Source organism: Vibrio sp. Vb1729 (genome assembly GCF_033338655.1).
Taxonomy (GTDB): domain Bacteria; phylum Pseudomonadota; class Gammaproteobacteria; order Enterobacterales; family Vibrionaceae; genus Vibrio; species Vibrio alginolyticus.
Map to the genome: position 1 here is coordinate 194,452 of NZ_JAWOTB010000011.1, position 24,223 is coordinate 218,674.

Genomic DNA, 24,223 nt, shown 5'->3' on the forward strand with positions numbered 1-24,223 from the left:
AATATATGAATTGTAATTAAAATTAACTGCTAATCCTCAAGGAGCTTATTATGAAAAGCGTATTTCTATCTACTCTAAGTCTTATTGCTGTAATGTCATCACCAATCGCTGCTGCTAACACTTTAGACAAAGAGGAGTGGAGCTCAGATTTACGTCAGGACTTTTCTGAGATGAAACATGAAGCTATAGCAGATATTCAGCAAATGAACATGGATGCCATTCACGCACGTGATGAGCGTATCGTGAAAAACATTAAAGATGAGCAAGAACAGTTAGTAAAGGTAACGTGCCACAAAGAGAAAGCAAGCAAGTCATAAACGACGATAAAAGAGACTAACAGACGAAAATGAATCCAATACGAGTTCGGTGTTAGTTAGCAGTAAGCACTGACCTTGTTGCTCTACTTGCCAGCCTTTTAAGGCTGGCTTTTTTGTTTCTCATTTCATGGGTGGAGATCAGATCCTCAAGCTTATTATCAATAGTTGGCGTGTTTGATGAGCTATTGCTGGATGGAGCGGATGTAACTTTCAAAAGTGTAGATTTCAGTAAAGTGGAGGTGATGTTAGATATTTAAAATTTAGAAAAGATCCGATCTCCTTTTTGACCTTCATAATACCTTAGTATGTGGCTTACCTTTACTTGAATTAGAACTCATATTGCAGGCTCTCGTTTAAAGGTATTGATGCATATTTGAAGAGTAAGAGATAGACATATGAGTTTTATTAAAATGTGTAAAGATGGTTTAGAGGAAAGCCGGATTTCTCTGACTTATTACATAATGCGTTCCAGATAGATGACTTAGTGCTGTCATTTGAGTGTCCGAACAACATATATGAAGGACATGTATACCAGGATCTTGTTAATTTAGAACAGTTCGATGTTGAATCAAAAATAGAGAGGCATGAAAGGTTTGTAAAGTTAGCTACGGTATATTTTTTGTTTCAGAAGAAAATATTAAACCCTTTGCTTCCTATTAACAAACAAGGTGGATTATATATTAGGCTACGGGTTAAATCTACTGGAGAAGATATTGATAATATTAGTCAATTGTCCTCATTTTTAGAGAGAGAACATTATGATTTTTATCATGCCCCGGAGCAAAGTGAAGGCTCTATGAGGGGGTATCATACAGACTTGATGAAAGAATTGACTAAGCGTGCGAATAAACAATGGGGAGAAATTCCAGAAAGTGAAAACCGAAAAAGAGAAAAAGAAGAATATTTAATTAGAGGTTTCTTAAGTGGTTATCCACCAATAAAGTGTGAGATAGTTGAAGTTGGAAAAAACAAATACTCAAAATACTCAGAAGGTAATCTTAAGTATAAGAGTGAATTACGAAGAGTATACAATTTACCCATAAAAAATGAATTCTACCTGAGCATCGAGTTTTGGTATAAGTACGAATCGATGTTTGCTAAGCAGAAGTTTTTAGATTGGGTGAGAAGTGCGGATGAAACCTTTGAAAAAAAAGTATTGGAATTACTGGATTTGTCTCCGCTCATCGACTCGTATACAGCCAAAGCAGTAAAGGGATTGAACGAAAAAACTAAGGCTGAGTAACACAGCGTCAGTGTCAAGAAAAGCTAGCAAAGTATGTAACCATGAGAGAAAAATGAATCAAATTGGATGTCTATTTACCTTTGTACGCCATGGCGCATATAAAGCCAATGGATTTAGTATAGAGCTTATCACAAATATCAATACATATTTAAATAACAAGAGATATGAATATGAATTTTATCAAAATATTTAAAGATGGGTTTAGAGGGAAACCAGATTTTGCACACTTGTTACATAATGTATTCCAGATAGATGACTTAGTACTATCATTTGAATGTCCGAACAATATATATGGAGGTCATGTATACCAAGATTTTATTGAATTACAACGATTCAATATTGATTCAAAAGTAGAGCGGCATGAAAAGTTTATAAACTTGGCCACGATTTATTTCTCTTTTCAAAATAAAATAATAAATCCACTATTACCAATCAATAAACAAGGTGGTTTATATATTCGGTTAAGGATTAAATCTTCAGATAAATATATTACTAGTGTTAATGAACTATCTTCATTTATAGAGAAAGAGTACGTGGATTTTTATCATGCTGTAGAGTCACCTGACGGCTCTCGAAAAGGTGATCATACAGAGTTGATGAATGATGCCATTGCGTACGCAAATCATCGTTGGGGAATGGACCCGATAAACGAAGAAAAAAAGAGAGCGAAAGAAGAGTTCCTTGTAGGAGAGTTTCTTCGTGGTTACCCTCCAATCAAATGCCAAGATATCAAGATTGGTGAAAATACATTTTCAAAATATGTAGAAGGAAATTTGGAGTATAAAAAAGACTATCGAAGAGTGTACAATTTGCCTATCAAAAATGAGTTTTACTTTAGTATTGAATTTTTATATGAAATCGAGCCTATTTTTGCTCAAAAAAAGTTTTTAGATTGGGTAAGACACGCGGATGAAATCTTTGAAAAAAATGTTTTAGAGTTGCTAGCACTGTCTCCGCTTATTGATTCACATACTACCTCCAAATCCGAAAGGTTGACAAAAAAAAGTTGATCCAGAGCGTTCATACTTAACTTAAAGAAAAAAGCCCGCGAAGAATGCTTTCACGGGCGAAAAAAAAGGGCACCAAATTGGGTGTCTATTCATTTTGGAGGTGGTCGAACGTCCATATAAAACTGACAATAGGCTTGGTGAGAGGCTTACCACCAGCGCGACCAACGAGGCTAAAGTTAACATTGTTGTAATGATTGTTAAAATGTTAATTCTTCAATCAATGTTTTCATTATCGTGAGTTTAAATTGTGAATGTGTTGCCTACGTGTATTTTTACTCTGTGAAATTCCGTTTTTGACAATAAGACATATTATAAATCTTGTGTTGGTTATTTGATTTGGTTATATAAAACTCAACATACTTAATCCTTAACTGTTCATATTCACACTTAATGAGACACAATAACTCTCTGTTTGTTAAGTGATTGTGTTTTTTAACGTGTTGGTGTTGAACAAAAAGCGACCTAAGCCGCTCTTGTTCATTTTGATAAATTTACTTATCAGTCGTTTTAGATCTCTTCATGCTTATGGACTAGGCCGAAGTCAGCTAAAATGGCATACGCGGCAGGGATCATAAACAACACCAGAAGAGTGGATGCGAAAATACCAAACACGATGGAGATAACCAGTGGTTGGATAACCTGTGCTTGCAAACTGGTTTCAGTCAGCAACGGAAGCAAACCTGCTGCAGTGGTCATTGATGTTAGGAATACTGCTCTAAAGCGTTCTCGACTGGCTTTGACTACCGAGTCATGCACATTATCCCCTTCATCCACATGATGGCGTATGTACTGAACTAACAGAATCGAGTCATTCACCACAATCCCTGCTAATGAGACGAAGCCCATCATACTTGGCATACTTAATGAGTGACCGAGTAGGATGTGTCCCCATACCACGCCAATAAAGGCGAGGGGAATCGCAAGCATGACGACGAATGGTTCCAAATAACTGCGGAATTGGTAACTCAGAATCGCAAACACGCCAAACAAACCAAGCAAGAAGCCTTTACCCATTGATGCGCCAGTTTCAGCGGTATCTTTGGCTTCACCTTCAAAATCAAAGCGAAGACCAGGATACTTTTGCATAAGCTTTGGTGCTTCATCCTGTTGGAACTGACGAATAATGGCGGTTGAGTTGGCTTTCGTATTGTCGATATCGCCGAATACGCTTACAGTGCGCAAGCCATCAATGCGCTGGATTCTTACGTAATTACGCTGGAAATCCAAAGTTGCAATGGTCGCGAGTGGGATTTGACTACCATCGGACAAGATTATTGGGAAGTTTGCCAATTGCTGTAAGTCACCAGCTTGCGCTTTATCGAGGCGAACTTCGATGGAAATGTTTTCTACCCCAACTTGGATCTCGTCTGCGGTTTGGCCAAAGAAAGCTGCACGCAATTGATTGGCAATGAGCTGACCGTTAATACCATAAGCTTCCGCCCCAGGACGAAGTTTAACCAAGACTTCTTCTTTACCCATACGCATGTCATCCAACACGCCATGGACACCGTCAAACTCATTTAAGTATTGTTGAATGTCGATAGAGGCGGCTTTGAGCGCATCCAGTTCATCATGCTTCGCTCGAATTTCAATCGCTCGTCCACCCGGCCCCATGGTCGGTTGTTTAAATACCAGCGAGATAGGATCGGCAAGTTCACCAATGTCTTCACGCCATGCATCGATAAATTCATCGATGAGTGTGTTACGACTCTCTGCACCCAGCAAATCCAGACGTACCGTGGCAATGTGAGGGCCAGATTCATTCGCGTCGGCGTTAGCGTTGAATTGACTGGTGATGTGTAGAACCAATGGATTGCCGTCTTCCACTTTCTCTGTCCATTCTTTATCTAGCTTTTGAGCGGAAGCGACGATCTTATCGACGACAGCTTCCGTTTGAGACAGAGAAGAACCCGGAGGAAGAATAATACGCGCTTCTGCAATGTCGCCATCCAACTCAGGGAAGGGTTGGAACTTGAGTAAACCACCTACTAACGTGGCCGCGGAGATAAGAAGCAAGGCAACCACGCCACCCATAAAGGCATAGCGATACTCGACCACTTTATCTACTGCGTTGACCAAGGTGGTGTTGCGGAAGTTTTCAAAAGAAGCGAGCAGCTTTTGTTTGAACTTCGGTGTTTTTCGCTCTTGCTTTTGTTTATGTAGCGAATGAGAAAGGTGGTTAGGTAGGATCAAGAAGGCTTCCACCAAACTCAAACTCAAAACGAGGATCAGAACTTGAGGAACTGCTTTAAGTACCGCACCCATTTCACCTTGCAGGAATAACAAGCTACCAAAAATACACACCGTAGTTAGGAAGGAAGAAATTACCCCTGGCAGTACCTTTTTCACTCCTTTTATCACGGCATCATCGATCTCTTCTCCTCGGTCGAGGTGAGCGGCAATCGATTCGGCAATAACGATGGCATCATCCATCATGATACCGATGGCCATGAGTAACCCGACCAAAGACATGATGTTGATGGACAGGTCAAGTTGCGCCATCAAAAATAAGCCACCTAAGAAGGCTACGGGCAAACCAGCTGCGACCCAAAAAGAGTAGCGAAAACTAAAGAACAACCACATGGTGGCGAAAACCAGAATGATACCTTGCCAACCGTTTTTGACCATCATGGTCAGGCGATCCCAAAGCACAGATGAAAGGTCATTGGTCATTTGTAGCATCACACCGTCTGGCGCGATGGCTTGTTGTTCTTCGACAAATTGAGCAACACGTTCTTTGATGCGCAGTGCATCGTCTTCTTTGTTTTTACTGACTTTTAATAGGGCAGAAGGGTGACCATCAAAGAGGACTTTCTGTTCATCTAATTCAAATCGGTCGGTAATCGTCGCAATGTCTCTTAGACGGATGATTGATCCATTTGGACCAGAGCCCACGACAATAGTCTCAAGCTCTTCTGGCGTCACACGTCGTTCATCAAAGCGGATCAGAAAGTTCTTATCTGGCGTCTCGACATTACCACTTGGCAACTTGACGTTCTGACGACCAATCTGGTCCGCAATATCACCAACACTCAAACCAAGTTGTCGGATAGCTTGAGTGTCTAACTCTACTCGGTATTGGTGGTCAGAGAAGCCAGCAACTTCAACCAAAGAGACATCGTAATCGATTTTTAACGTGCGTTTAAGCTGTTCGGCATACGCTTTTAGCTCTGGCCATGTGGTATCTGCGGTGATCGCGACATCCACAACTGGCTCGTTCCAATCGAGCTCTTGGACCACAGGAGATTCAATCTCTTGTGGGAAGTCGTTTATCGAGTTGATCTGGGTTTGAACATCAACCAACATGCGCCCAATGTCGGCTTCTTCATTCAGTTTTAAGATAAGACGCGCAGAACCCTCAATCGCTTCACACTGAGTTTCTTTAATGTTGGCAAGGCCATCGACAGCATCTTCCATTCGGATACAGATGCTCTCTTCTACCTCTTGAGGGGAAGCGCCGGGGTAAACCACACCAGCTAGGATGTAGGGCGGATCAAACTCAGGAAAAGTTTCACGCTTAATCGTGGAAAGTGAAGAAATCCCCAATATCAGCAGCGTTAGCATCAGCAAGTTGGCTGCTGTTGGATGCTTGGCGAAGAATCGGATCATGAATCAGACTCCTCAATAGCCGTTTCTGACTGTTCAGGTGACTCTTTCAATAGCATGCCGTTAATCGCAGGCAGCAAATCGTTGATGATCAGCTTCTGACCTTGCTCTAGTTCACCATCGATCACCACTTGGTTATTGCGACGATATAACACTTCAACCGTGACGACTTGCAGACGGTTGTCATCTCCCATCAGGTAAATCTTATCGCCATGAAGCGCACGCTCTGGGATGACCCAACTCGGGTTCTCTTGTCCCTCAATCAAGGCACGCACAAACATGCCGTTCACCAATGGAGGCGCAGACGTTGGGTTTAATGCACGGTAGTCTTGTTCAATTTCCAGAATCACACCGGCAGTCGCTTGGCTTGGATCAACCGTTTCACTGATGCGTGCAACTTTCGCAGGCCAGCTTGCAGAGAGGTTACCGCTGCTGAGTTCAATGTTGGCATGAATTGCATTCATATCAGGTTGTGGAATACCAGATTCATCGCGGACAAACTCACCGATGCTCGCCGCCAAAGTTTGCATGTCATGAATGGATAGTTGAGCTTCCACTTCCATGACATCAATACCATGTCCTGTCACCATGGTTTGTTGGAGGTTAACCACTTGCTTTTTCTCAATTTCTACGTCAGCAATACGCAAATCGTAAGGAAGCGTGATGATGGTTTTATCAAGCGAGCGTTCGGCCTCATCCACTTTTGATGCATTAACTTTAACTAGGGCTTCCGCGACTCGTTTCTCATCCGGCATCAAACCAATTTGATTTTCAATATCCAGTACTAACTTACGTTGAGAGAGCGCGCTTTGCTCTTGCTGATCTACATCCGATTGCGAGGTTAAGCCTTTCTTACGTAGGTTTTGTTTACGGTCTAACTCTTTGTTGGCGATAACCAGACGGTTGGCTTCTATCTTGAGTGTGCTTTTGAGATTCGCTTCTTCTTGGTTCAGCTTAGCCAGAGAGGTTTGGGCAGATTTGAGATCGGCTTGAGCTTGAACCAGTTTCAGTTCGTAATCGAGTGGGTCGATTCGCAAGATTTCTGTCCCTGCTTGCAACACTTGTCCTTTTTCCAGCTGCGGATGGCGGTAGACCACTTTCCCCGTCACTTCGGCTATCGCTTTCCATTCCACTTTTGGGGCGATCTTGCCAAACCCTATGGCTACTGGAGCAATGGCTTTGAGCTCAAGTGGAATCGTCTCGACCAACCGTGCACGATCTCCAGCGGGTTTTACGGGCAAATCTGGTTTGAGGCTAATCGCCAAAAACAGAATGACGACCCCCACCGCAAGAGCAGGAAAGAACAGCAGCTTTTTATTTATCTTCATATTGGTCGCCCGAGTCTAAAAATCCATGTTTCATCAGTTGTATGTTGTGTTCGAATAATCGGTTCAAGAAGGCTTCAGAAAGTTCAATGCCATGAATGGCGAGCAGTGCTGGTGGTGCCATAAAAGGAAATACCATCAAGCTGATGTAAGAGACGCGACAAAGTTGAGGGTCGGCGTCTTTTCGTAAAACGCCACTGTCGATCAACTTATCAAAGATCACGCCTTGCATTGGCTTACTGATATCTGCGAAGACTTTTTCGAGCAGTTTGCGTTGGGTTTCCGATGGGGGCATATTCATAACTTGGGCAACTAAGCGTGGGAACTGTGGTACCTTGATCATTTCGCGGTAGTAGGTGCGCATTAGATCGAGAAAGTTTTGCTCGTTACTGTTGGATACCAACGTCTGCATCTGCTTTTGCATCGGTGACAGTGTTTCGCGCAACATGGTCTCGAACAAGCCTTCTTTGTTGCCAAAGTAGTAACGAATCATCGCCACGTTCACGCCTGCTTTCTGCGCGACTAGGCGAGTAGAGACCTTGTCATAAGCCATAATGGTGAAGAGTTCGCGCGCGTGGAAAATCAGTTTTTCCCTTGCGTCGATATTATCTGTGGGTCTTCCCGCCCTTCGATGCGCTTCCGTCACAATCTTCTCTCAAAATATTAAACATTTGATTAATTATAAGATGCTGATTTCTCATGCGACATGTGAAAAATTAATCAGTATTTAATCAAGTGATTAATTTGTGATGAAGAGAAGTAAAAAAGAGCAGAAAGAACTGCTCTTTGAACAAATAGAAAAGTATTTACTTAGGAAGAACGGTCTTGTGAGGCTATATCACCCCCAACTTAACACACTCCAATTCGGTCTGTTGGCGTGTTCTTTTAGTTGTGGGCATGGATTTACCAGATAAGCGTAGTTCGCGTATTCACAAAGCGGTAAATCGTTGATTGAATCGGTATAGAAATGGATTTCGGAATAAGGCTCAGGCTGATTTTCTAGCCACTGTTTTAATCGCGTGACTTTGCCTTCACGATAACTCGGGATACCGTCGATTTCAGCAGTATAACGGTTGTTTTTCTCGATTAAATCAATTCCGAGTGCGGTTGGAATATTAAGACGGCGACCAACGGCTTCCACCAAAAAAGTGACGCTGGCAGAGATGATAACCATATCTATACCATCACGAGACAGTTGCTCAATCAGGGTTTTGGCTTGAGGGAACTGTTTAGGCAAAATATGGCTTTCAACACATTCTTCAACCAAGGCGTTTACTTCTTCAATCGGCATGTTTTCTAGTGGCTTCATGGAGAACGCTAGGTAATCTTCCATGTCCATTTTGCCTTCAGAGTACAAGGCCATTAGACGCTGATCTTCCTTAATAAATAAAGGATCAGTCGCGATGTCTCTCTCAACCATAAACTCGTTCCAAATCATTGCGCAGTCAGCGTTTATTAGGGTTTCATCCATATCAAAAACATACAAAGGTTTGGACATGTTTAGGCTCTCACTGGTTGAATTTCGTTTAGGTTAAAGAGTAGCTCTAGTTGGCTGCCATTCGCTAGTAAGCGTTCTGAAGAGCGGTTAAGCAAGTCAACAGTGAGCTCACACTCTTCAACGTTCACTTGATAGCGAATAACATTACCTAGAAGCTGGTGGTTGGTGATCGTACCTACTTGTGGCGCTGAGATGTGGCTATCATATTGACGACCTTGCTCTTTTACATATATAGACTCTGGGCGAATCGCCACTTTCCATTCGGTATCAATGTTGAAGAGTTGCTTGGCTTTATTGGCCTCTACAAGGTTGTAGTGCCCCATGAAACCGGCCACAAACTCGTTAGCAGGATGAGTATAAATTTCTTCAGGTGTTCCTGCTTGAACAATTTCTCCTTTACTCATTAGGAAGATACGATCAGACATAATCATCGCCTCTTCTTGGTCATGAGTTACGAAGATAGTGGTGAGATTCATCTCTTTCTGAATATCTCGGATTTGCTGACGAAGGTGTTTGCGGATTTTGGCATCAAGCGCAGAAAGTGGTTCATCAAGCAATAATATGCGAGGTTTCACCACCAACGCTCGAGCGAGTGCGACACGCTGGCGCTGACCGCCAGAAAGTTGATGCGGATAGTGTTTTTCTTTACCTGCCAGATCCACCAGTTTGATGACTTTAGCCACTTCACGTCGAATATCATCATTCGCAAGCTTTTTCATTTTTAAGCCAAATGCAATGTTGCCTTCGACGGTCATATTGGGAAACAGCGCATACGATTGAAAGACCATCCCAATACCACGCTCTTGCGGGACTTGATGCGTGATATCTTCTCCGTTTACCCAAATCTCGCCTCCATCGACAGGGTTAAGCCCAGCAAGGCTGCGAAGTAGTGTCGATTTACCACAACCGCTAGGGCCCAAAAGCGTAATGAATTCACCTTGCTCGATGTTAAAGTGAATGTCCTCAAATACGGTGTTATCACCAAAACGTTTAGTCAGATTTTTCGCTGTTACGTAGCTCATTGTTTGACTCCTCGGCTGAAACGACTTGCCAACCAAGTCAGTAAAAAAATAAATAGGAAGTAGGTCATCACTAAGGCAGACGTAAAGTGGCCGCTCGTCTGACGCATGTTATACAAGTAGATTTGCAGGGTTTCATAACGTGTGCCGACTAAAATATTGGCGAACACAAACTCTCCCAATAGAAATGAAAATGAAAGGAAAAGCGATGCCATCAGTCCTTTTTTGAGGTTAGGTAAAATGACCATCAAAAACGCTTTGGTTGTGCTTGCCCCTAGCAAGTGTGCAGCGTCCATTAAATCGTTAAGGTTAATTGCTTCGAAGCTATTAGAAATCGCACGATACATGAACGGTAACGCGATGGTGAAGTAAGTACCTACTAGAATCCAAGGAGTACCGATAAGGGAGATTTCACTGTCAGCATAAAGTTGAAGCAAGCCGACGGAGGACACCACTGGTGGTACAGCGAATGGTAGCAAAATCAATACGTTCATGAGCTTATCGAGCTTCGGAAAGTAGTAAAACACCACGAATATCGCTGGCAGAACCAGAAGCACACTGAGGGTTAGCGAAGCAATACAAATAAACAGCGAACGCCCAAACGCTTGCAAAAAGCGTGGGTCGGTCAGCAATTTAACGTACCAATCAAAAGTGAAACCATCTGGAAGCACCGTGGCACCCCAGCGTGATGAAAGCGAATAGACAAAGGTCGCTAAAATCGGGATGAGCATGATCCCAACAATGGAATAAACCACCGTTTTATGGAATCGAGTATTAACGTTGTTCATGACTACTTCCTACCTGCATAGCTTTTCGAAATGAGCCATTGGTTAATCACTGTGATAAAGGCAAGTAACGCCATTAGAATCACCGAAATTGCAGCGGCGAGATTAGGTTCAAGGAACAGGTCTCCCGATACCAGACTCGCAATTCGAATTGTGATGACGTTATAGTTACCGGAGGTCAGCGCATAAACACTCGCATATGCGCCAATTGCGTTGGCTATTAAGATAATAAAGGTACCGAATAAGGCTGGTGAGAGCACTGGCAGCGCGATTTTCGCCCAATACTGTGATGTTTTGGCTCCCAGTAGCGCAGCAGCAGCTTGCCAATCATCACTCAACGCGTCAAACGCAGGGTAGAGCAACAACACCGCCAGCGGGATTTGGAAGTAGATGTAAATGGCCAGCAGGCCCCATTTACCATAAAGGTCGAAATCACCGAGTAAGCCATACTGCTTGAGCAAAAGGGTAATCGCCCCATTGGTGCCCAAAATAATGATAAAAGCGAATGACAGAGGTACGCCTGCAAAGTTGCTGCTCATGTTCGTAAACGCAATCACACCGTCGCGGACTTTAGAATCGACTCTGCGTAGAGAAGAGACCAACAGAGTCGCAATGGCTAAGCCAAAAATGCTCGACCATACAGCTAACCACAAACTGTTGCCAAACGCCTGCATCATAAAGGCGGAGTCGAGCACTTCAATGTAGTTATCGAAGGCAAACTCGCCATCGTAGATAAAGCTGTTTAACAGTACCCAAATCATCGGTGCGAGTTGAAATAGGTAGAAAAACAGCGCGAAAGGCACCAACCAAATGGCTGGCTTAAAGCGCTTTAACCAAGTACTTGCCAAATTTGAGCGTGATTCGCTGGAGCTTGGGGAGAGGACTGAACTGCTCATAGTGCTAACAATTCCTGAGTGTATGGCTTCGTGTGGTCAAGGTTTAGCAATTGACAAACGGTGCCACAAATATCAGTTTGCTTAATATGACAATCTTGATGGGTAAACTTATCACCAATGACAAACAGGGGAACTTCTCGCTCTTCAGGTAAAATCCCACCGTGAGAAAGATCGTTGTTCATGCCATGATCGCTAGTCACAATGATTTGATACCCATCAGCAAGCCATTGATCGATGTAGTTGGAAAGAATAATGTCTGCACCTCGCGCACAATTGCGGTATTGGCGAGAGTCTAGGCCAAACTTATGTCCTGTATCGTCGATATTCATCGGGTGGATCAGTAAGAAATCAGGTTGATAGTTTCGACGTAAATACTCTGCGTCCAGGAACAAGGCTTCATCAGGATAATGATCCCAATGGTAAAAGTAGCCGTGCTGGATATTCAGGGTTTCATCATGCGTGAAACGATCGCGAACAGGTTCAAATGGCGCGCGATTATAAAGCTCACTTACCCAGTGGTAGGCAGCCGCAGCGGTCACTTTTCCTTGGGCTTTTGCCAAACTGAAAATGGAATCGTGTTTGGATAGACGAACGATATTGTTGTTTACGATGCCGCTTTCTACAGGGCGAACGCCCGTTAAAATGCACTCATAAAGTGGGCGAGACATAGAGGGCAGCTCACACTGCACAGGATAAAGCGTTGTGCGAGTTTCTTGTTGGGAACGACTTTGTTCTAGAAGACCATTGAGGTAGCCCATGCAATCACGGGCTACCTGATAGTTCAGTCCATCTAGAACAACAAGGATGACCTTATTGCTCATAACGACTTACTCTTATTGCTGGTGGATTAAGACACTTTCTTGCCATTGACGTGGCAGCTTACGTGCGGACTTTTCCCAAGCTGAGAAGTCAGTCACTGGGTGAACATTGCTGTATTGGTCATTAGCAATTAGCTTGTCTTGCACTGCTTGAGGCAGTGTGATGTTGGTGCGGATTGGACGCGCATAACCTTCTGCTAAGTTGATTTGCCCTTGATCGCTGAAGATGTATTCACGAGCAAGCTTTGCTGCATTAGGGTTCTTCGCGTATTTATTGATTATGGTTGTATAACCAGAAATCACAGAGCCATCTTGAGGAATGCTCACTGTAAAGCGGTCGCGGTCAATTTTGTCGCGGTAGTTCAATGCATTGAAGTCCCACATGATCGCCACTTCCACTTCGCCTTTTTCTAGGTTGGCGATGTTCGGATCGGTAAATGAAAGACGACCTTGCTTCGCGAGTTCAGAAAAGAATTTGAGCGCAGGCTTGAGGTTGGATTCGTCCCCACCGTTGGCGAACGCTGCGGCGAGAACCGCGTTGTTTGCCTGTGCTGCTACGCCTACGTCACCTACGGTCACTTTGTAGTCGCCTTTTAATAGGTCATCCCACGTTTTTGGCGCGTCTTTTACGAGGTTATTGTTGGAGATAAAAGAAATAGTGCCAGTGTAAGCAAGTGCCCAATGACCATCTTCGTCTTTTGCCCAATCTGGGATGTCATTCCAAGTTGTTGGTTTATATGGCTGAGTGACGCCTTTTTTAACCGCTACACGTGCGAAGGCAAAGCCTACGTCACCAATGTCTGCGGTCGCGTTTTTCTTCTCAGCTTCGAATTTTGCGATTTCTTGAGCCGAGCTCATATCCGTGTCTTGGTGCTTAAGGTTGTAATTTGACTTTAAATCAGCCCAAGTGTCTTTCCAGTTTGCCCAACTGTCAGGCATACCCACACTGTAAACCGCCCCTTCTTTTTGTGCTGCTGCTACCAAAGATTCAATATCGGCTTCTTTCGCTACTGTTGGCGTAGCGAGCGTTACCGCAATGATTGCCGCTGGTGCGGTAATTGAACGACTTAGCAAAGTTTTCATTGTCTCCATCCTTCTGGACTAGGTCAGTAAGTTCGCTTTGTATGCTATGGATGGAATGTGACGATTTAGCGCAAGTAATTTGACAGTTTTGCTGATTTTATATGGCACTTATATTTCATACGTTCAGTATGTGTTCTGTTGATTAATGTCATATTTTTGTTACGTAAACGCCTTATGTTATTCGTCAAATTATCCTTGGACTAGATCAGAATGAGAGCGACAGGCACCGGACAATTTGGTACCCAATTAGGAAAAATTAGAAGCAGCTTAAAACAGCAGATTCTTTCCGGCATCATGTCGGAAGGACAAAAACTGCCGTCAGAGAGAGAGCTCAGTGAGCTGTTTTCTACGACTCGAATCACAATCAAAGATGCGTTGGTGTCTTTGGAAACGGAAGGTCTTATTTATCGAGAAGAGCGCCGGGGTTGGTATGTATCTCCTGAGCGTATCTGTTACAACCCGTTGTCTCGTTCTCACTTCCATCAGATGATTCGAGAGCAGCATCGTATTGCAGAAACTAAGCTACTCAACGTGCGAAGTGAAATGGCCGCAGGTGAGTATGCCAAATCGTTAGAGGTGGAGCGAATTACCCCAATTTATGTAATTGAACGGTTACGTTTTATTGATGGGCGAGCGGTATTGTTTGTTGAGAACGTGCTCAAAGCGGCACTGTTTGAGGGTATATTGTCTGAGAACCTCACCATGTCCCTGACAGGCATTTATCGTGAGAAGTATGGTTACGAGACAAAGCGCTCTCGTTTTGATGTGATTCCCACGTCAGCTCCTGCTCATGTCGCTAAGGCGTTGAACCTAGCTGAAGGACAACCCGTTCTGAAAATTCGGCGGGTAAACTACAAACAAGATGGGCATTTAATGGACTGCGAATTCGAGTATTGGCGTCCAGACGCAGTGATGATTCGCATTGATAGCGTAGGATAAAGCGCAGAATTAAAAAGAGCCCAATGAAGGGCTCTTTTTCGCATATTGGTTAGAGAGGCGGTTTAAACGAGGCCTTGCTCTTTCGCCATTCTGCTTGCAATGCCGGGTGCTTTCCAAATGCTTGGCAGCAAAATGAAAGACACAGGTACGGCAGTAATTACAATGAAAGACTGCAATGCAGAAATACCACCAGAGCCCATTGAGATGAGCGCAATAGCGACAATACCCATAATCAGACCCCAGAACGAGCGAATCACTGCGTTTGGTTCTGTTGAGCCCGTCATCACTACACTGATTGTGTAAGTCATCGAGTCACCCGTCGTCACGATAAATGTTGTCGTTAAGATCAGGAACAGAACCGAAATGATCATTGGGTAAGGTAATTCACCAGTAATCGCTAGCAGTGCTGCAGGCAAGTTAAAGCCTTCAAACGCAGATGAAATCAAACCAGGGTTATCAAGTTCAAACGCAAGGCCACTGCCACCAACGATACTAAACCAGAAGCAAGTAATCAGCGGTGCCGCGATGCTAATAGACATGATTAATTGGCGAATTGTACGACCACGAGAGATACGAGCAATAAAGATCGCCATCATTGGGCCATAACCGATAAACCAACCCCAGAAGAATACTGTCCACCAACTTAGCCAGCCTGTATCACCACGGTAAAGTGCCATAGGGAAGAAGTTATCCACCATACGACCAACGCCTTGCACGTAGCCATCAACGATAAAGCTTGTCGGCCCGAAGAACAGGATGTAACCAATTAATAGTACAGACAAAATGATGTTGTAACGACTGACGATTTGAATACCCTTGCTCAAACCGCTCAGTGCGGAAAGGGTATACATCAGGATCGCCGCCATGATAACCATGCTTTGCGTTACGAACGTATCTGGCAGGCCAAACAATGAGTTTAGCGCGTAGCTAATTTGTAAACCTAAGAAGCCGATAGGACCGATGGTTCCTGCTGCTACTGCAATGATGCTACATGCGTCAGCAACATCACCAATCCAGCCTTTAATGGCTTTATCACCAAAAACAGGGTAAAGCAGAGTACGCGGCTTAAGAGGCAGGCCTTTATCGTAATGCAAGTGCATTAAGACAATGGAAGATAGACCACCAAGGATCGCCCAAGCTAAGAAGCCCCAGTGCATAAAAGACTGAGATAGGGCATTGATTGCGGCAGTTTTCGGTGAGGCTTCCCCGTATAGAGGCGGAGCAGTCACAAAGTGCGCGATAGGCTCAGCTGCGGCCCAGAACACACCACCACCTGCAAGTAGAGTACAGAGTACGATTGACAACCACTTAAAGTTATCAATATCAGGTTTCGCTAGACCACCTAGGCGCACATAACCAGTGCGACCAAACGCAAGAGCCAAACCAATTAGGAAATTCAGAAGAAGCAGTACTTGCCAGTAAGCTCCGAAATATTTAGTAGCAAAGCCGAAGCCGGTGTTAACCATTGCGGTTAGAGAGTCGGTATTCGTTAGAGCAAGTAAAACGAATAGAGTGAGGAAGCTACCACTTAACCAAAAGACAGGATTGGTGAGTTCGAGGCGCTTGAGTAAAGATGGGGGATGAATAGCAGAATAGTCAGCATCCTGAATAGGCGCTGTGTGGGAGGCGGCATTCGTCATATTTGACATAATTACTTCGCTTTTTAGGGCTATGAAGCCGTGCATTTCCCCTCACATCGTTTCAACGAAAAGTGTGAGGATGTTCAAAAAGCCGATGATGTTAACATGTCGAAGTTGCAAATATAACCTTAGATTTCGATTAATTTTTAACAGGTTAGCCAAGTTGCTGATTTTTGGGTAGAGATCAAAAGAAAGAGTTTTTACGTGAAATGCACCGCATTTCGTATGTAATTAACATTTCCCTTATTTTTGCATGGGATTATCAGGATTACATTGAGAAAACATGTTTTTCCCAAGCTAAGGTTTAACTCAATGGCTCACTTCGAACTTAACGGGCAGTGGATGCTTACCTCGCCACAGCGTCCCGATCTTGAAATTCCGATGTTTATTCCGGGCGATAATGTGTCGGCGCTTTTACAAGCAGAGCAGATTCCAGATCCTTATTTTGCCGATAATGAAAACAAAGTTCGATGGATTGAAGAGTGTGAGTGGCATATCTCACGTGAGTTTGAAGTCGACGCGTTTACGTTGTCTGCCAAGCAAATTTGGATGACGCTAACTCGTCTCGATACCTTGGCAACCTTCTATGTTAATGGTGAGTTAGCACTAACTTGCAGCAACATGTTTACCCAGCAACGTGTGGATATTAAACCGCATTTAAAGCAAGGTACTAACACGATTCGGGTTGAGTTTGCTCGGGTGGATTTAGAAGGTATCGCAAGAGCAAAAAAATTGCCATTTCCTATTCCATCGGCAATGGGCAACAACCAAATTCCACACATGAACTTGATCCGCAAAACACAATGCCATTCCGGATGGGACTGGGGCATTTGCTTGATGGTATCGGGTATTTACGACCCCATTCAAATCGACATTGTGAATGAGCTTTGGCTCAAAGGCTTCTCGACAGAGCAGCAATGGCAAGCCGATGGGAGTGTGTTTCTTGATGTAGTAGTTGAAGTGGAAACGGACAGTCAACGCCATGAAATGATTGTTGAATTTAATGGTGAGCGTCAATGTATTCAAACAAAAGGAAGTGGTCACTATCATTGCCAGTTCCACATTTTGGAGCCTCAACGCTGGTGGCCATCGGGTTATGGCGAAGCGTATCTCTATCCCATTACCATTTCTTGCAGAGAGCAAAAGTTAACGCACAACATTGGTTTGCGTCAGTTAACCCTAAATAACCAAGCTGATGAGCACTGCTCTGCAATGGAATTTATCGTCAATGGCGTACCGATTAATGCTAAAGGTGCCAACTGGATCCCTATTGACGCAATGCCGGGGCGAGAGTACGAAACACGTTATCGCAACCTTTTGCAAAGTGCGGTTGACGCCAACATGAACATGATTCGCGTATGGGGCGGTGGTCAGTACGAGAGTGAAACCTTTTATAACCTTTGTGATGAACTTGGCTTGTTGGTGTGGCAAGACATGATGTTCGCCTGCTCGTTGTACCCATCAAACGACGAGTTTTTAAAAGAGGTAGAAGAAGAACTTAGATTCCAAATCCCGAGGCTCAAGGAGCACCCATCAATCGCACTTTGGTGTGGTGACAATGAAGTGATTGGAGCTATTGGTTGGTATGACGAATCTAAGCGCAGTAAAGTCAAATACACGGTTAACTACGATCGCCTCAACCGCATGATTGAGAAGGAGATTACCGAGCAAGATAGCACTCGCCGTTTCTGGCCAAGTTCCCCATGTAATGGTGAACTGGATTTCGGTGATGCGTGGCATGATGATAGTAAAGGCGATATGCACTTTTGGGACGTTTGGCATTCAGGAAAATCATTCAGTGCCTACCTTGACGTGAATCCTCGTTTTTGCTCTGAGTTTGGTTTTCAATCTTGGCCATCTTTTGCTGAAGTTAAGCGGTTTGTCCCTGAGCAAGACTGGAATATTACATCCCCAACTTTCGAACAACATCAGAAGAACCTTCGAGGTAATAGTATTATCACAGAGATGTTCACGCGCTATTTTCGTTTTCCCTCTGGATTCGAGAGCATGCTGTATTTAAGTCAAGTTCAGCAGGCAATCGCGATCAAAACTGCATGCGATCATTGGCGTGCCATTTCTCCAGTTTGTCGCGGCATGCTGTACTGGCAACTCAACGACAATTGGCCTGTCAGTTCTTGGTCTAGTTTGGAATACAGTGGTCGATGGAAGCAGTTGCACTACCATGCGAAGCGATTTTTTGCGCCACAGTATTTGGTATTTTCCGAGCATACAGGCAAGTTGAGCCTACATTTGCTCAATGATGCAAAAGAGCCCGCAAGCGTCAACGTACTGCTTAAGTGGGTAGATTGGCAAGGGGAAGAAAAGCAATGTTGGAGCTTAGAACAAACAGTCATAGCAGACAGCAATACGATTTTGTGGCAATTGGATGAATCGATCGAGAAGGACGAACTTACGTCAGGCTTCTTCTATGTTGAAGCGCAAATCGGTGAAGACAGAATAAGCAACACATGGTTTAGTACTCATGAGCTAAAAACCTTGCCGATAGCGAAAGCCAATATAGGTGTCTCTATTGAAGGGAGGAAAATTACATTGATTGCGGATAAGCCTGCGTTTTTTGTTCATTTGGAGAGTGATGCTGATGGAAGGTTCAGTGACTCCAGTTTTACTCTGTTGGTCAACGTTCCAATGACGGTTGAGTATTTAGGTGATGATGTTTCAGGTATGCAGCAGTCGTTGAGGGTATGCCACCTTAATGATTAAAGCGGGCATAGAACATCTATATGCTGATAACTAAAAAGGGAGCATTTGCTCCCTTTTTAGTTATTAAGTATCCGTTATTAAGCTCAGGTTGAGACAGAAGTTTATTTAAGTTTCTGATGGACCCGATAGCTAACGACAAAGCCAATGTAGAATAGTGCAGCAAGAGTAATCACTGCCGTCGCGTACGCCAGCAGGCTGTTTAACCCTAAACCAAAAGCCAGAGTGAAGGCGATACCATGAATGGCTTCCGCAGGGATTCGGTACCAAGCAGAGTGGACGGAAGATCCGAAGAGGATAAAGGTACTAAGTAAGACAATCGTGCCGCCTATAAAGCCGACCCATCTGCTGTTGTTCATGTTGCAGTCTCAGGGGTTACCGAGGTAACGTAACAAAATATTTCAGGATCGTATTATACAACCGATCATCGCGAAAAGCGCTAGAGAAATTTCGCGGATAAAACAGAGTGTTTTAATTCGAACAAAAGAATACGACATAGCCAACTTAATACAGGAATAACAAAACATGTTGAGATTTATACAACGTCGCCGCATTAAGAAAGTGATTAAGCTAATGAGTACCAGATTGATAGTGGGATACGGCAGTCGTGAGTACTTTTCGGTTGGTCAGGTAAAGACGAGCACCAGCGAGTTAAGCTTAAGCGCGTGCCAACAAAAAATTGCGTTGGCGTTGTATGCGAATCCGCAAGATCTTGATTTGGAAAACCAACCAGAATTGCAAGCAATACGCTCAGACGTGGCGCATGATTTCTTTTCTGGTGCCGATTATACCGCTCAAGATGTGCTTAATTTACTCGGCTCTGGTGGCTGGAAAGGCGGTCGAATGGAAGATGGAATGTCTCATCATTTTGGTATGCACAGTCGCTATTAAAAACATGCGTTAATTTTATAAATTCGATAAATATTTTTGCTGTTAAAGATTAATTAAATTTTCTTTCAATTGGGTAACAATTACCTAATTATGCACCCGAATCCCAGCGCGTCGCTGGACTGGTTGGATTGCATACCATGAAATTAATCATCAAAGGATTGGGGCTGAGTGCTCTTGTGCTCAGCATGTTTGCTCATGCAGATAGCAAAACGTTGAACGTTTATGCATGGGGTGGCTATTTGCCGGAAGCATCGTTAAAAGCGTTTGAAAAACAAGAAGGTATTACGATTAATTATTCGACTTTTGAGAATAATGAATCAATGTATACCAAGCTAAAATTGCTAAAAGGTTCTGGCTACGATGTGGTTTTTGCTTCTGCGTACTTCATTGAAAAAATGGGGCGAGAAGGGCTGCTTTCGAAAATAGATCACGCTCAAGTGCCAAACATGCAAGACACAATGGACGGTTTACTTGGCCAAGCGCACGATCCTAAAAATGATTACTCGCTGCCTTATATTTGGGGCATTACCGGGATCAGCTACAACGAATCCATGGTTGAGCAACCAGTGACCAAATGGGCAGACTTATGGGAGTCTCAATACGAACAACAAGTCATGCTGATTGATGACGTTCGCGATGTGTTCGGTATGGCGCTGAAGAAAAATGGCCATAGCGTGAACACAAAAGACGAAGCAGAAATCGAGCAGGCTTTTGATTCTCTAGTCGCGCTGAAAAACAACGTATTACTGTACAACTCAGATGCGCCGCAAGTCCCTTACGTGTCCGGTGAAACATCGGTCGGCATGCAATGGAACGGCAACGCATTCCAAGGACAGGTTGAAATGCCTGAGCTGAAGTTCGTGATGCCGGAAGAGGGCGCGGTATTGTGGATGGACAACTTCACTATTCCGTCTGGCAGTAAAAACAAAGCATTGGCGCATAAATTTATTAACTTCATGTACCAATCAGAGAACCAAGCGGAAATCGTGACCAGTTTGGGTTATGCGTCGGCAACGAACGCTGGGCGTGACAAATTGCCAGAAGAGTTGAAAAATAACCGTACTATTTTCCCTTCATCAGAAGACATGAAAAAAGGCGAGTTTATTAATGATGTTGGCGCAGAAACGTTAGCGATTTACGAAAAGTACTGGCAACGTTTAAGAACGCAATAAGCAACGCCTTTGCCTATTGTTAGGCTTAAAATCGTTCAAATTTGAATTCCCCTCATCACGAAAGCAGTGAGGGGAATTTTTTATGGGCTTTGTACTTCGAGTGTTACTACGCGGCACGCTTCACGAGGCAGAAGTGCTTTTTACCGCGTTGCAGTAACCAATATTGATCAAACAGTGGGAAGCTCAAACTTGGGTTATCAGCCGCCACTTTTTCACCGTTTACACTGATGGCGTTGTTGCTGATGTGTTCGCGTGCAACACGCTTCGAGCTTGCTAAACCCGACTCAATCAACAGCTCAACCAAATCTTGCTGTGCGCTCTCAATGCTTGGTAAACCATCCAACTCCAATTGTTTTAATTCACCCAAACTCAGTTGTTGCACATTACCGCTGAATAAAGCTTGAGTGATGCGCTCGGCGCTAGCTAGGCCTTCTTCGCCATGAACAAATCGCGTCATTTCCTCAGCGAGGATACGTTGTGCTTGTGGCTTACCTTGGCTTGCTTGGTCTTGCGCTTCAATGCTGGCAATTTCTTCGCAGCTCAAGAACGTGTAGTAACGCAGGAAGTGGTAAACGTCGGCGTCTTCTGCGCCAAGCCAGAACTGGTAGAACGCGTAAGGAGAGGTCTTGCTAGGATCTAGCCATACTGCACCACCTTCAGTTTTGCCAAATTTGGTGCCATCGGATTTGGTGATCAGCGGCAGAGTTAAGCCAAATACTTGCTCACCATTTTGACGGCGAGTTAAATCGATCCCGCTGACGATGTTTCCCCATTGGTCATTGCCACCGATTTGCAAACGGCAACCGTATCGACGGTTTAGCTCGGCAAAATCGTACGATTGCAGTAGGGCGTAGCTAAATTCGGTGAAGGAGATACCTTGGTCAGGTCGTTGCAGGCGTTGTTTTACCGATTCTCGGTTGACCATAGTATTGATTGAGAAGTGCTTACCCACATCGCGGAAGAAGTCGATCACATTGATCGCTTTCATCCAGTCAGCGTTGTTTACCATGATCATCGGCTTGGCCAGTTGGTGATTCATCAACTGCTGAATTTGATTAGAAAGATCGTTAACCCAGCCTGAGACGATTTCCTCTGAGTTCAGACTGCGCTCAGTCGCTTTAAAGCTTGGGTCGCCAATCATGCCCGTTGCACCGCCAATCAAGGCAACAGCTTGGTGTCCGGCATCTTGAAAGCGCTTAAGCATAATCAAAGGCACGAGGTGGCCGATATGTAAGCTGCCAGCTGTAGGATCGAAGCCGCAGTAAACGGTTTGTGGCTGTGAGAGAAGTGTCTGAATTTCTTCCAAATCGCTGGCTTGTGCAATCAAGCCGCGATCTTGTAAATCTTGCAGTAATGGTGTCGTCATTCTTTTTGTCTGTTTTAGTGGTTGTTACATTCAGACTAAAACGCGACACCTTTTCTCGATATATCCCTTAAGGGACAGTTTTTTATCTTGAATGGAGAATGAGGTGATTGAGGAAAAGCTGGAATAACTCACTCAATGAAGACACATTTAATTGCGAGTAAATTCGCTTTCGATGATTTTTGACCGTGCCTTGAACTAAGTGTAACCGCGCGGCAATTTCTTTGGTGTCAAACCCTTGAGCGAGAAGCGAAGCCACCTCTTGTTCGCGACGGGTGAGTGATTCTACGCCAAACGTTGCTAAAGCTTGCTCAATGGCTAATCGCATACTGCCAGAATAAGCACTCTGTGCAAAAACAGGCTCAGAAAAGGTAAATTCCGTTTGTTTCCAATGCTGCTGACAAAGCGACTGAATTATCGGGAAATAGGGCTTTAGCTTATTGATTTGTTGCTGAGAAAAGTATTTTCCATCATTCATATACCCGAAGTACAGCATGACCCAACGGCCAGATTCAACTTCGACTAGCATGCTAAGTTCGTCTTTCCACCCTGTTTGATGATAGAACTGCTCGCAGTATGAGGTGAAGTCAACGCCTTTACGCGCCACGTCTTTGAGCGTAAATACGCCTTGTTGCTTTGTCTCGTTTAGTTTGAGAAAAAAAGGGTCATTTTGAAATGAGTCAGTAAGGTAGCGTTGAAAAAGTAACTCTCGCTCGTTCTCAATTGAGTCGTAGAGATAAATAGGATGTTTACCTTCTCGGTAACCTAAAATAACTGCGCAATCAAAATGAAAAAGAGTGCGAATGACACGCATAAGTTTAGGAGTAAAGTTAGGCGTGTTAAGAGCAGAAATTGCTTCTGCTAGCAGATTATTAAAGTTATTGTCAGGCATGGGATACCGAATTGCAGGTGGTTTTGCGCAAGCATAACCAAAAGCAATCCAACGAGAAAGGGAAGTCGCCATCTTCTGGTGACTTCCATAGAGAAAGTTGCGTAAGTGCTCAGTTTTGAGGAATCATATCCCCGTTAACTTATTGATAAGGGGGCATAACAACGGTTTTATTTAAGCGATTAGTTGCTATGCATTACTGCGAGTTAGTGAGCTCTTCGTTAACCCAATATTTAGAACCAGACACGTTAGCATCGATGAGCAAACCTTTAGCGTTCAACTGATAGACGGCGACGCCGCTGTTAAATTGTTTTGAAAGTTGCTCTGAATCTTCGCCCGCAACAGCAGAGGCTTCACTTGTGGCCTCCCATCCTTCGTTGACGAACGTATCAAAGTCTTCTTTGCTCTCAAACAGAACCACTTGTTGGTAAAATTTGCCGCCAGCCCCAAGTGCAACGCCCAAACCAAACATATTCATATAAGTGCGTTCTTCTGTTTCCTTATTCACTGCGACTCCTGACCCTGAGTTGGTGTGGAACAGCAAAGATAATTTACGAGAATCAAAGACCGCGTAGCCGTACGCGTTGTCGTAAATAGCTTTTGCCTCCGGCTTTTCATTAAATAACTTGAGCAAAGCGCTATCTGCCATTAAGTCCACGGCTTGGCGAGCTTCTTCTGGCGTATCGCCTTCCATCAGCTCATCAATTTTTTTGTCGGCAGCATCTATCCATTCTTTGCTTTTCTCGATGCTGGCTTCTGTCCATTCGCCTGCGGTATTGATCGCTTCCTCGGACCAGTTCGTGAAATCTTGCCACGCTTGTTTTGAAAACGCTTTGGTGTCGTCCCAAGCATCTTGTGCAGTATCAGAAACTGCGTCGCCAAGCTCAGACATTTTATTGGAAATTTCATCCCAATCGGCATAAGCAGGGGATGCCAGGAGCATCAATGTAGTAAGGAGTGCGATAGGCTTTTTCATCAAATTCTCTCTGGAGTTATCGATATACCATTCAT

At 44.0% G+C, this 24,223-nt stretch carries 21 protein-coding genes; 7 read left to right on the top strand and 14 right to left on the bottom strand.

The window, feature by feature from the left end:
* Nucleotides 1-50: 50 nt before the first annotated feature.
* From R7E29_RS05780 to R7E29_RS05790, 3 genes are all read left to right on the top strand, one after another.
* The gene (locus R7E29_RS05780) at nucleotides 51-317 is read left to right on the top strand and encodes a hypothetical protein (RefSeq protein ID WP_005373876.1); all 267 of its coding nucleotides are present in this window, start codon (nucleotides 51-53) and stop codon (nucleotides 315-317) included.
* Between the two features lie 619 nt (nucleotides 318-936).
* Nucleotides 937-1,560: a DNAase gene (locus R7E29_RS05785; RefSeq protein WP_318082459.1), complete on the top strand. Its 624-nt coding sequence runs from the start codon at nucleotides 937-939 to the stop codon at nucleotides 1,558-1,560.
* Nucleotides 1,561-1,730: 170 nt separating this feature from the next.
* On the top strand, nucleotides 1,731-2,570 hold the full coding sequence (locus R7E29_RS05790) for a hypothetical protein (protein ID WP_054576158.1): 840 nt from the start codon (nucleotides 1,731-1,733) through the stop codon (nucleotides 2,568-2,570).
* A 507-nt stretch (nucleotides 2,571-3,077) separates the two neighbouring features.
* Here R7E29_RS05790 and R7E29_RS05795 read toward each other — a convergent pair.
* The 9 genes from R7E29_RS05795 to R7E29_RS05835 form a co-directional block, all read right to left on the bottom strand.
* The gene (locus R7E29_RS05795) at nucleotides 3,078-6,179 is read right to left on the bottom strand and encodes an efflux RND transporter permease subunit (RefSeq protein WP_054576157.1); all 3,102 of its coding nucleotides are present in this window, start codon (nucleotides 6,177-6,179) and stop codon (nucleotides 3,078-3,080) included.
* Nucleotides 6,176-7,504 (bottom strand): efflux RND transporter periplasmic adaptor subunit, encoded by a 1,329-nt coding sequence (locus tag R7E29_RS05800; RefSeq protein WP_042523281.1) that lies wholly within the window; start codon nucleotides 7,502-7,504, stop codon nucleotides 6,176-6,178. Before R7E29_RS05800 ends, R7E29_RS05795 begins: the two co-directional genes overlap by 4 nt.
* Nucleotides 7,491-8,147, bottom strand: a complete 657-nt coding sequence (locus R7E29_RS05805; RefSeq protein ID WP_021707693.1) for a TetR/AcrR family transcriptional regulator — start codon at nucleotides 8,145-8,147, stop codon at nucleotides 7,491-7,493. The genes R7E29_RS05800 and R7E29_RS05805 overlap by 14 nt, the downstream gene beginning before the upstream one ends.
* A gap of 192 nt (nucleotides 8,148-8,339) precedes the next feature.
* Nucleotides 8,340-8,999, bottom strand: coding sequence for an HAD family hydrolase (locus R7E29_RS05810; protein ID WP_005387091.1), 660 nt, complete (start codon nucleotides 8,997-8,999; stop codon nucleotides 8,340-8,342).
* 2 nt (nucleotides 9,000-9,001) lie between these two features.
* A complete protein-coding gene (locus R7E29_RS05815) occupies nucleotides 9,002-10,021 on the bottom strand; it encodes an ABC transporter ATP-binding protein (protein ID WP_005373862.1) in 1,020 nt (339 codons plus the stop codon).
* Nucleotides 10,018-10,806: an ABC transporter permease gene (locus R7E29_RS05820; RefSeq protein ID WP_017633567.1), complete on the bottom strand. Its 789-nt coding sequence runs from the start codon at nucleotides 10,804-10,806 to the stop codon at nucleotides 10,018-10,020. The genes R7E29_RS05815 and R7E29_RS05820 overlap by 4 nt, the downstream gene beginning before the upstream one ends.
* A gap of 2 nt (nucleotides 10,807-10,808) precedes the next feature.
* A complete protein-coding gene (locus tag R7E29_RS05825; protein WP_047102769.1) occupies nucleotides 10,809-11,699 on the bottom strand; it encodes an ABC transporter permease in 891 nt (296 codons plus the stop codon).
* Nucleotides 11,696-12,520, bottom strand: coding sequence for an alkaline phosphatase family protein (locus R7E29_RS05830; protein WP_053307187.1), 825 nt, complete (start codon nucleotides 12,518-12,520; stop codon nucleotides 11,696-11,698). The genes R7E29_RS05825 and R7E29_RS05830 overlap by 4 nt, the downstream gene beginning before the upstream one ends.
* A gap of 12 nt (nucleotides 12,521-12,532) precedes the next feature.
* Nucleotides 12,533-13,600, bottom strand: coding sequence for an ABC transporter substrate-binding protein (locus R7E29_RS05835; RefSeq protein ID WP_005373851.1), 1,068 nt, complete (start codon nucleotides 13,598-13,600; stop codon nucleotides 12,533-12,535).
* Nucleotides 13,601-13,810: 210 nt separating this feature from the next.
* Between R7E29_RS05835 and R7E29_RS05840 the strand changes: the two genes are divergently transcribed.
* Nucleotides 13,811-14,539 (top strand): UTRA domain-containing protein, encoded by a 729-nt coding sequence (locus tag R7E29_RS05840; RefSeq protein ID WP_005387087.1) that lies wholly within the window; start codon nucleotides 13,811-13,813, stop codon nucleotides 14,537-14,539.
* 62 nt (nucleotides 14,540-14,601) lie between these two features.
* Here the strand turns inward: R7E29_RS05840 and R7E29_RS05845 are convergent, their stop codons facing one another.
* Nucleotides 14,602-16,188, bottom strand: a complete 1,587-nt coding sequence (locus R7E29_RS05845; RefSeq protein WP_005373846.1) for a BCCT family transporter — start codon at nucleotides 16,186-16,188, stop codon at nucleotides 14,602-14,604.
* 303 nt (nucleotides 16,189-16,491) lie between these two features.
* On the opposite strand from R7E29_RS05845, the gene R7E29_RS05850 reads away from it, so the two are divergent.
* Nucleotides 16,492-18,900 (top strand): beta-mannosidase, encoded by a 2,409-nt coding sequence (locus R7E29_RS05850; RefSeq protein ID WP_318082462.1) that lies wholly within the window; start codon nucleotides 16,492-16,494, stop codon nucleotides 18,898-18,900.
* A 101-nt stretch (nucleotides 18,901-19,001) separates the two neighbouring features.
* On the opposite strand, the gene R7E29_RS05855 is transcribed toward R7E29_RS05850, so the two are convergent.
* Complete coding sequence (locus R7E29_RS05855) at nucleotides 19,002-19,256, bottom strand: hypothetical protein (protein WP_017819806.1); 255 nt, start codon at nucleotides 19,254-19,256, stop codon at nucleotides 19,002-19,004.
* 166 nt (nucleotides 19,257-19,422) lie between these two features.
* Between R7E29_RS05855 and R7E29_RS05860 the strand changes: the two genes are divergently transcribed.
* Together R7E29_RS05860 and R7E29_RS05865 are read left to right on the top strand one after the other, a co-directional pair.
* Nucleotides 19,423-19,788, top strand: coding sequence for a DUF6559 family protein (locus tag R7E29_RS05860; RefSeq protein ID WP_054576155.1), 366 nt, complete (start codon nucleotides 19,423-19,425; stop codon nucleotides 19,786-19,788).
* Nucleotides 19,789-19,925: 137 nt separating this feature from the next.
* A complete protein-coding gene (locus R7E29_RS05865; RefSeq protein ID WP_042523267.1) occupies nucleotides 19,926-20,960 on the top strand; it encodes a PotD/PotF family extracellular solute-binding protein in 1,035 nt (344 codons plus the stop codon).
* Between the two features lie 106 nt (nucleotides 20,961-21,066).
* Here the strand turns inward: R7E29_RS05865 and tyrS are convergent, their stop codons facing one another.
* The 3 genes from tyrS to R7E29_RS05880 form a co-directional block, all read right to left on the bottom strand.
* Nucleotides 21,067-22,326: a tyrosine--tRNA ligase gene (gene tyrS, locus R7E29_RS05870; protein WP_054576154.1), complete on the bottom strand. Its 1,260-nt coding sequence runs from the start codon at nucleotides 22,324-22,326 to the stop codon at nucleotides 21,067-21,069.
* An 82-nt stretch (nucleotides 22,327-22,408) separates the two neighbouring features.
* The gene (locus R7E29_RS05875) at nucleotides 22,409-23,215 is read right to left on the bottom strand and encodes a response regulator transcription factor (protein WP_025767978.1); all 807 of its coding nucleotides are present in this window, start codon (nucleotides 23,213-23,215) and stop codon (nucleotides 22,409-22,411) included.
* Between the two features lie 193 nt (nucleotides 23,216-23,408).
* Nucleotides 23,409-24,188, bottom strand: coding sequence for a hypothetical protein (locus R7E29_RS05880; RefSeq protein WP_005373824.1), 780 nt, complete (start codon nucleotides 24,186-24,188; stop codon nucleotides 23,409-23,411).
* Nucleotides 24,189-24,223: the final 35 nt, after the last annotated feature.

Excerpts from the sequence above, each read along its gene's own strand:
- R7E29_RS05865 (WP_042523267.1), top strand. The coding sequence starts at position 19,926 with ATGAAATTAATCATCAAAGGATTGGGGCTGAGTGCTCTTGTGCTCAGC.
- R7E29_RS05825 (WP_047102769.1), bottom strand. The coding sequence starts at position 11,699 with ATGAGCAGTTCAGTCCTCTCCCCAAGCTCCAGCGAATCACGCTCAAAT.
- R7E29_RS05790 (WP_054576158.1), top strand. The coding sequence starts at position 1,731 with ATGAATTTTATCAAAATATTTAAAGATGGGTTTAGAGGGAAACCAGAT.
- R7E29_RS05830 (WP_053307187.1), bottom strand. The coding sequence starts at position 12,520 with ATGAGCAATAAGGTCATCCTTGTTGTTCTAGATGGACTGAACTATCAG.
- tyrS (WP_054576154.1), bottom strand. The coding sequence starts at position 22,326 with ATGACGACACCATTACTGCAAGATTTACAAGATCGCGGCTTGATTGCA.
- R7E29_RS05860 (WP_054576155.1), top strand. The coding sequence starts at position 19,423 with ATGTTGAGATTTATACAACGTCGCCGCATTAAGAAAGTGATTAAGCTA.
- R7E29_RS05795 (WP_054576157.1), bottom strand. The coding sequence starts at position 6,179 with ATGATCCGATTCTTCGCCAAGCATCCAACAGCAGCCAACTTGCTGATG.
- R7E29_RS05810 (WP_005387091.1), bottom strand. The coding sequence starts at position 8,999 with ATGTCCAAACCTTTGTATGTTTTTGATATGGATGAAACCCTAATAAAC.
- R7E29_RS05840 (WP_005387087.1), top strand. The coding sequence starts at position 13,811 with ATGAGAGCGACAGGCACCGGACAATTTGGTACCCAATTAGGAAAAATT.
- R7E29_RS05815 (WP_005373862.1), bottom strand. The coding sequence starts at position 10,021 with ATGAGCTACGTAACAGCGAAAAATCTGACTAAACGTTTTGGTGATAAC.
- R7E29_RS05855 (WP_017819806.1), bottom strand. The coding sequence starts at position 19,256 with ATGAACAACAGCAGATGGGTCGGCTTTATAGGCGGCACGATTGTCTTA.
- R7E29_RS05835 (WP_005373851.1), bottom strand. The coding sequence starts at position 13,600 with ATGAAAACTTTGCTAAGTCGTTCAATTACCGCACCAGCGGCAATCATT.
- R7E29_RS05880 (WP_005373824.1), bottom strand. The coding sequence starts at position 24,188 with ATGAAAAAGCCTATCGCACTCCTTACTACATTGATGCTCCTGGCATCC.
- R7E29_RS05845 (WP_005373846.1), bottom strand. The coding sequence starts at position 16,188 with ATGTCAAATATGACGAATGCCGCCTCCCACACAGCGCCTATTCAGGAT.
- R7E29_RS05780 (WP_005373876.1), top strand. The coding sequence starts at position 51 with ATGAAAAGCGTATTTCTATCTACTCTAAGTCTTATTGCTGTAATGTCA.
- R7E29_RS05800 (WP_042523281.1), bottom strand. The coding sequence starts at position 7,504 with ATGAAGATAAATAAAAAGCTGCTGTTCTTTCCTGCTCTTGCGGTGGGG.
- R7E29_RS05820 (WP_017633567.1), bottom strand. The coding sequence starts at position 10,806 with ATGAACAACGTTAATACTCGATTCCATAAAACGGTGGTTTATTCCATT.
- R7E29_RS05850 (WP_318082462.1), top strand. The coding sequence starts at position 16,492 with ATGGCTCACTTCGAACTTAACGGGCAGTGGATGCTTACCTCGCCACAG.
- R7E29_RS05875 (WP_025767978.1), bottom strand. The coding sequence starts at position 23,215 with ATGCCTGACAATAACTTTAATAATCTGCTAGCAGAAGCAATTTCTGCT.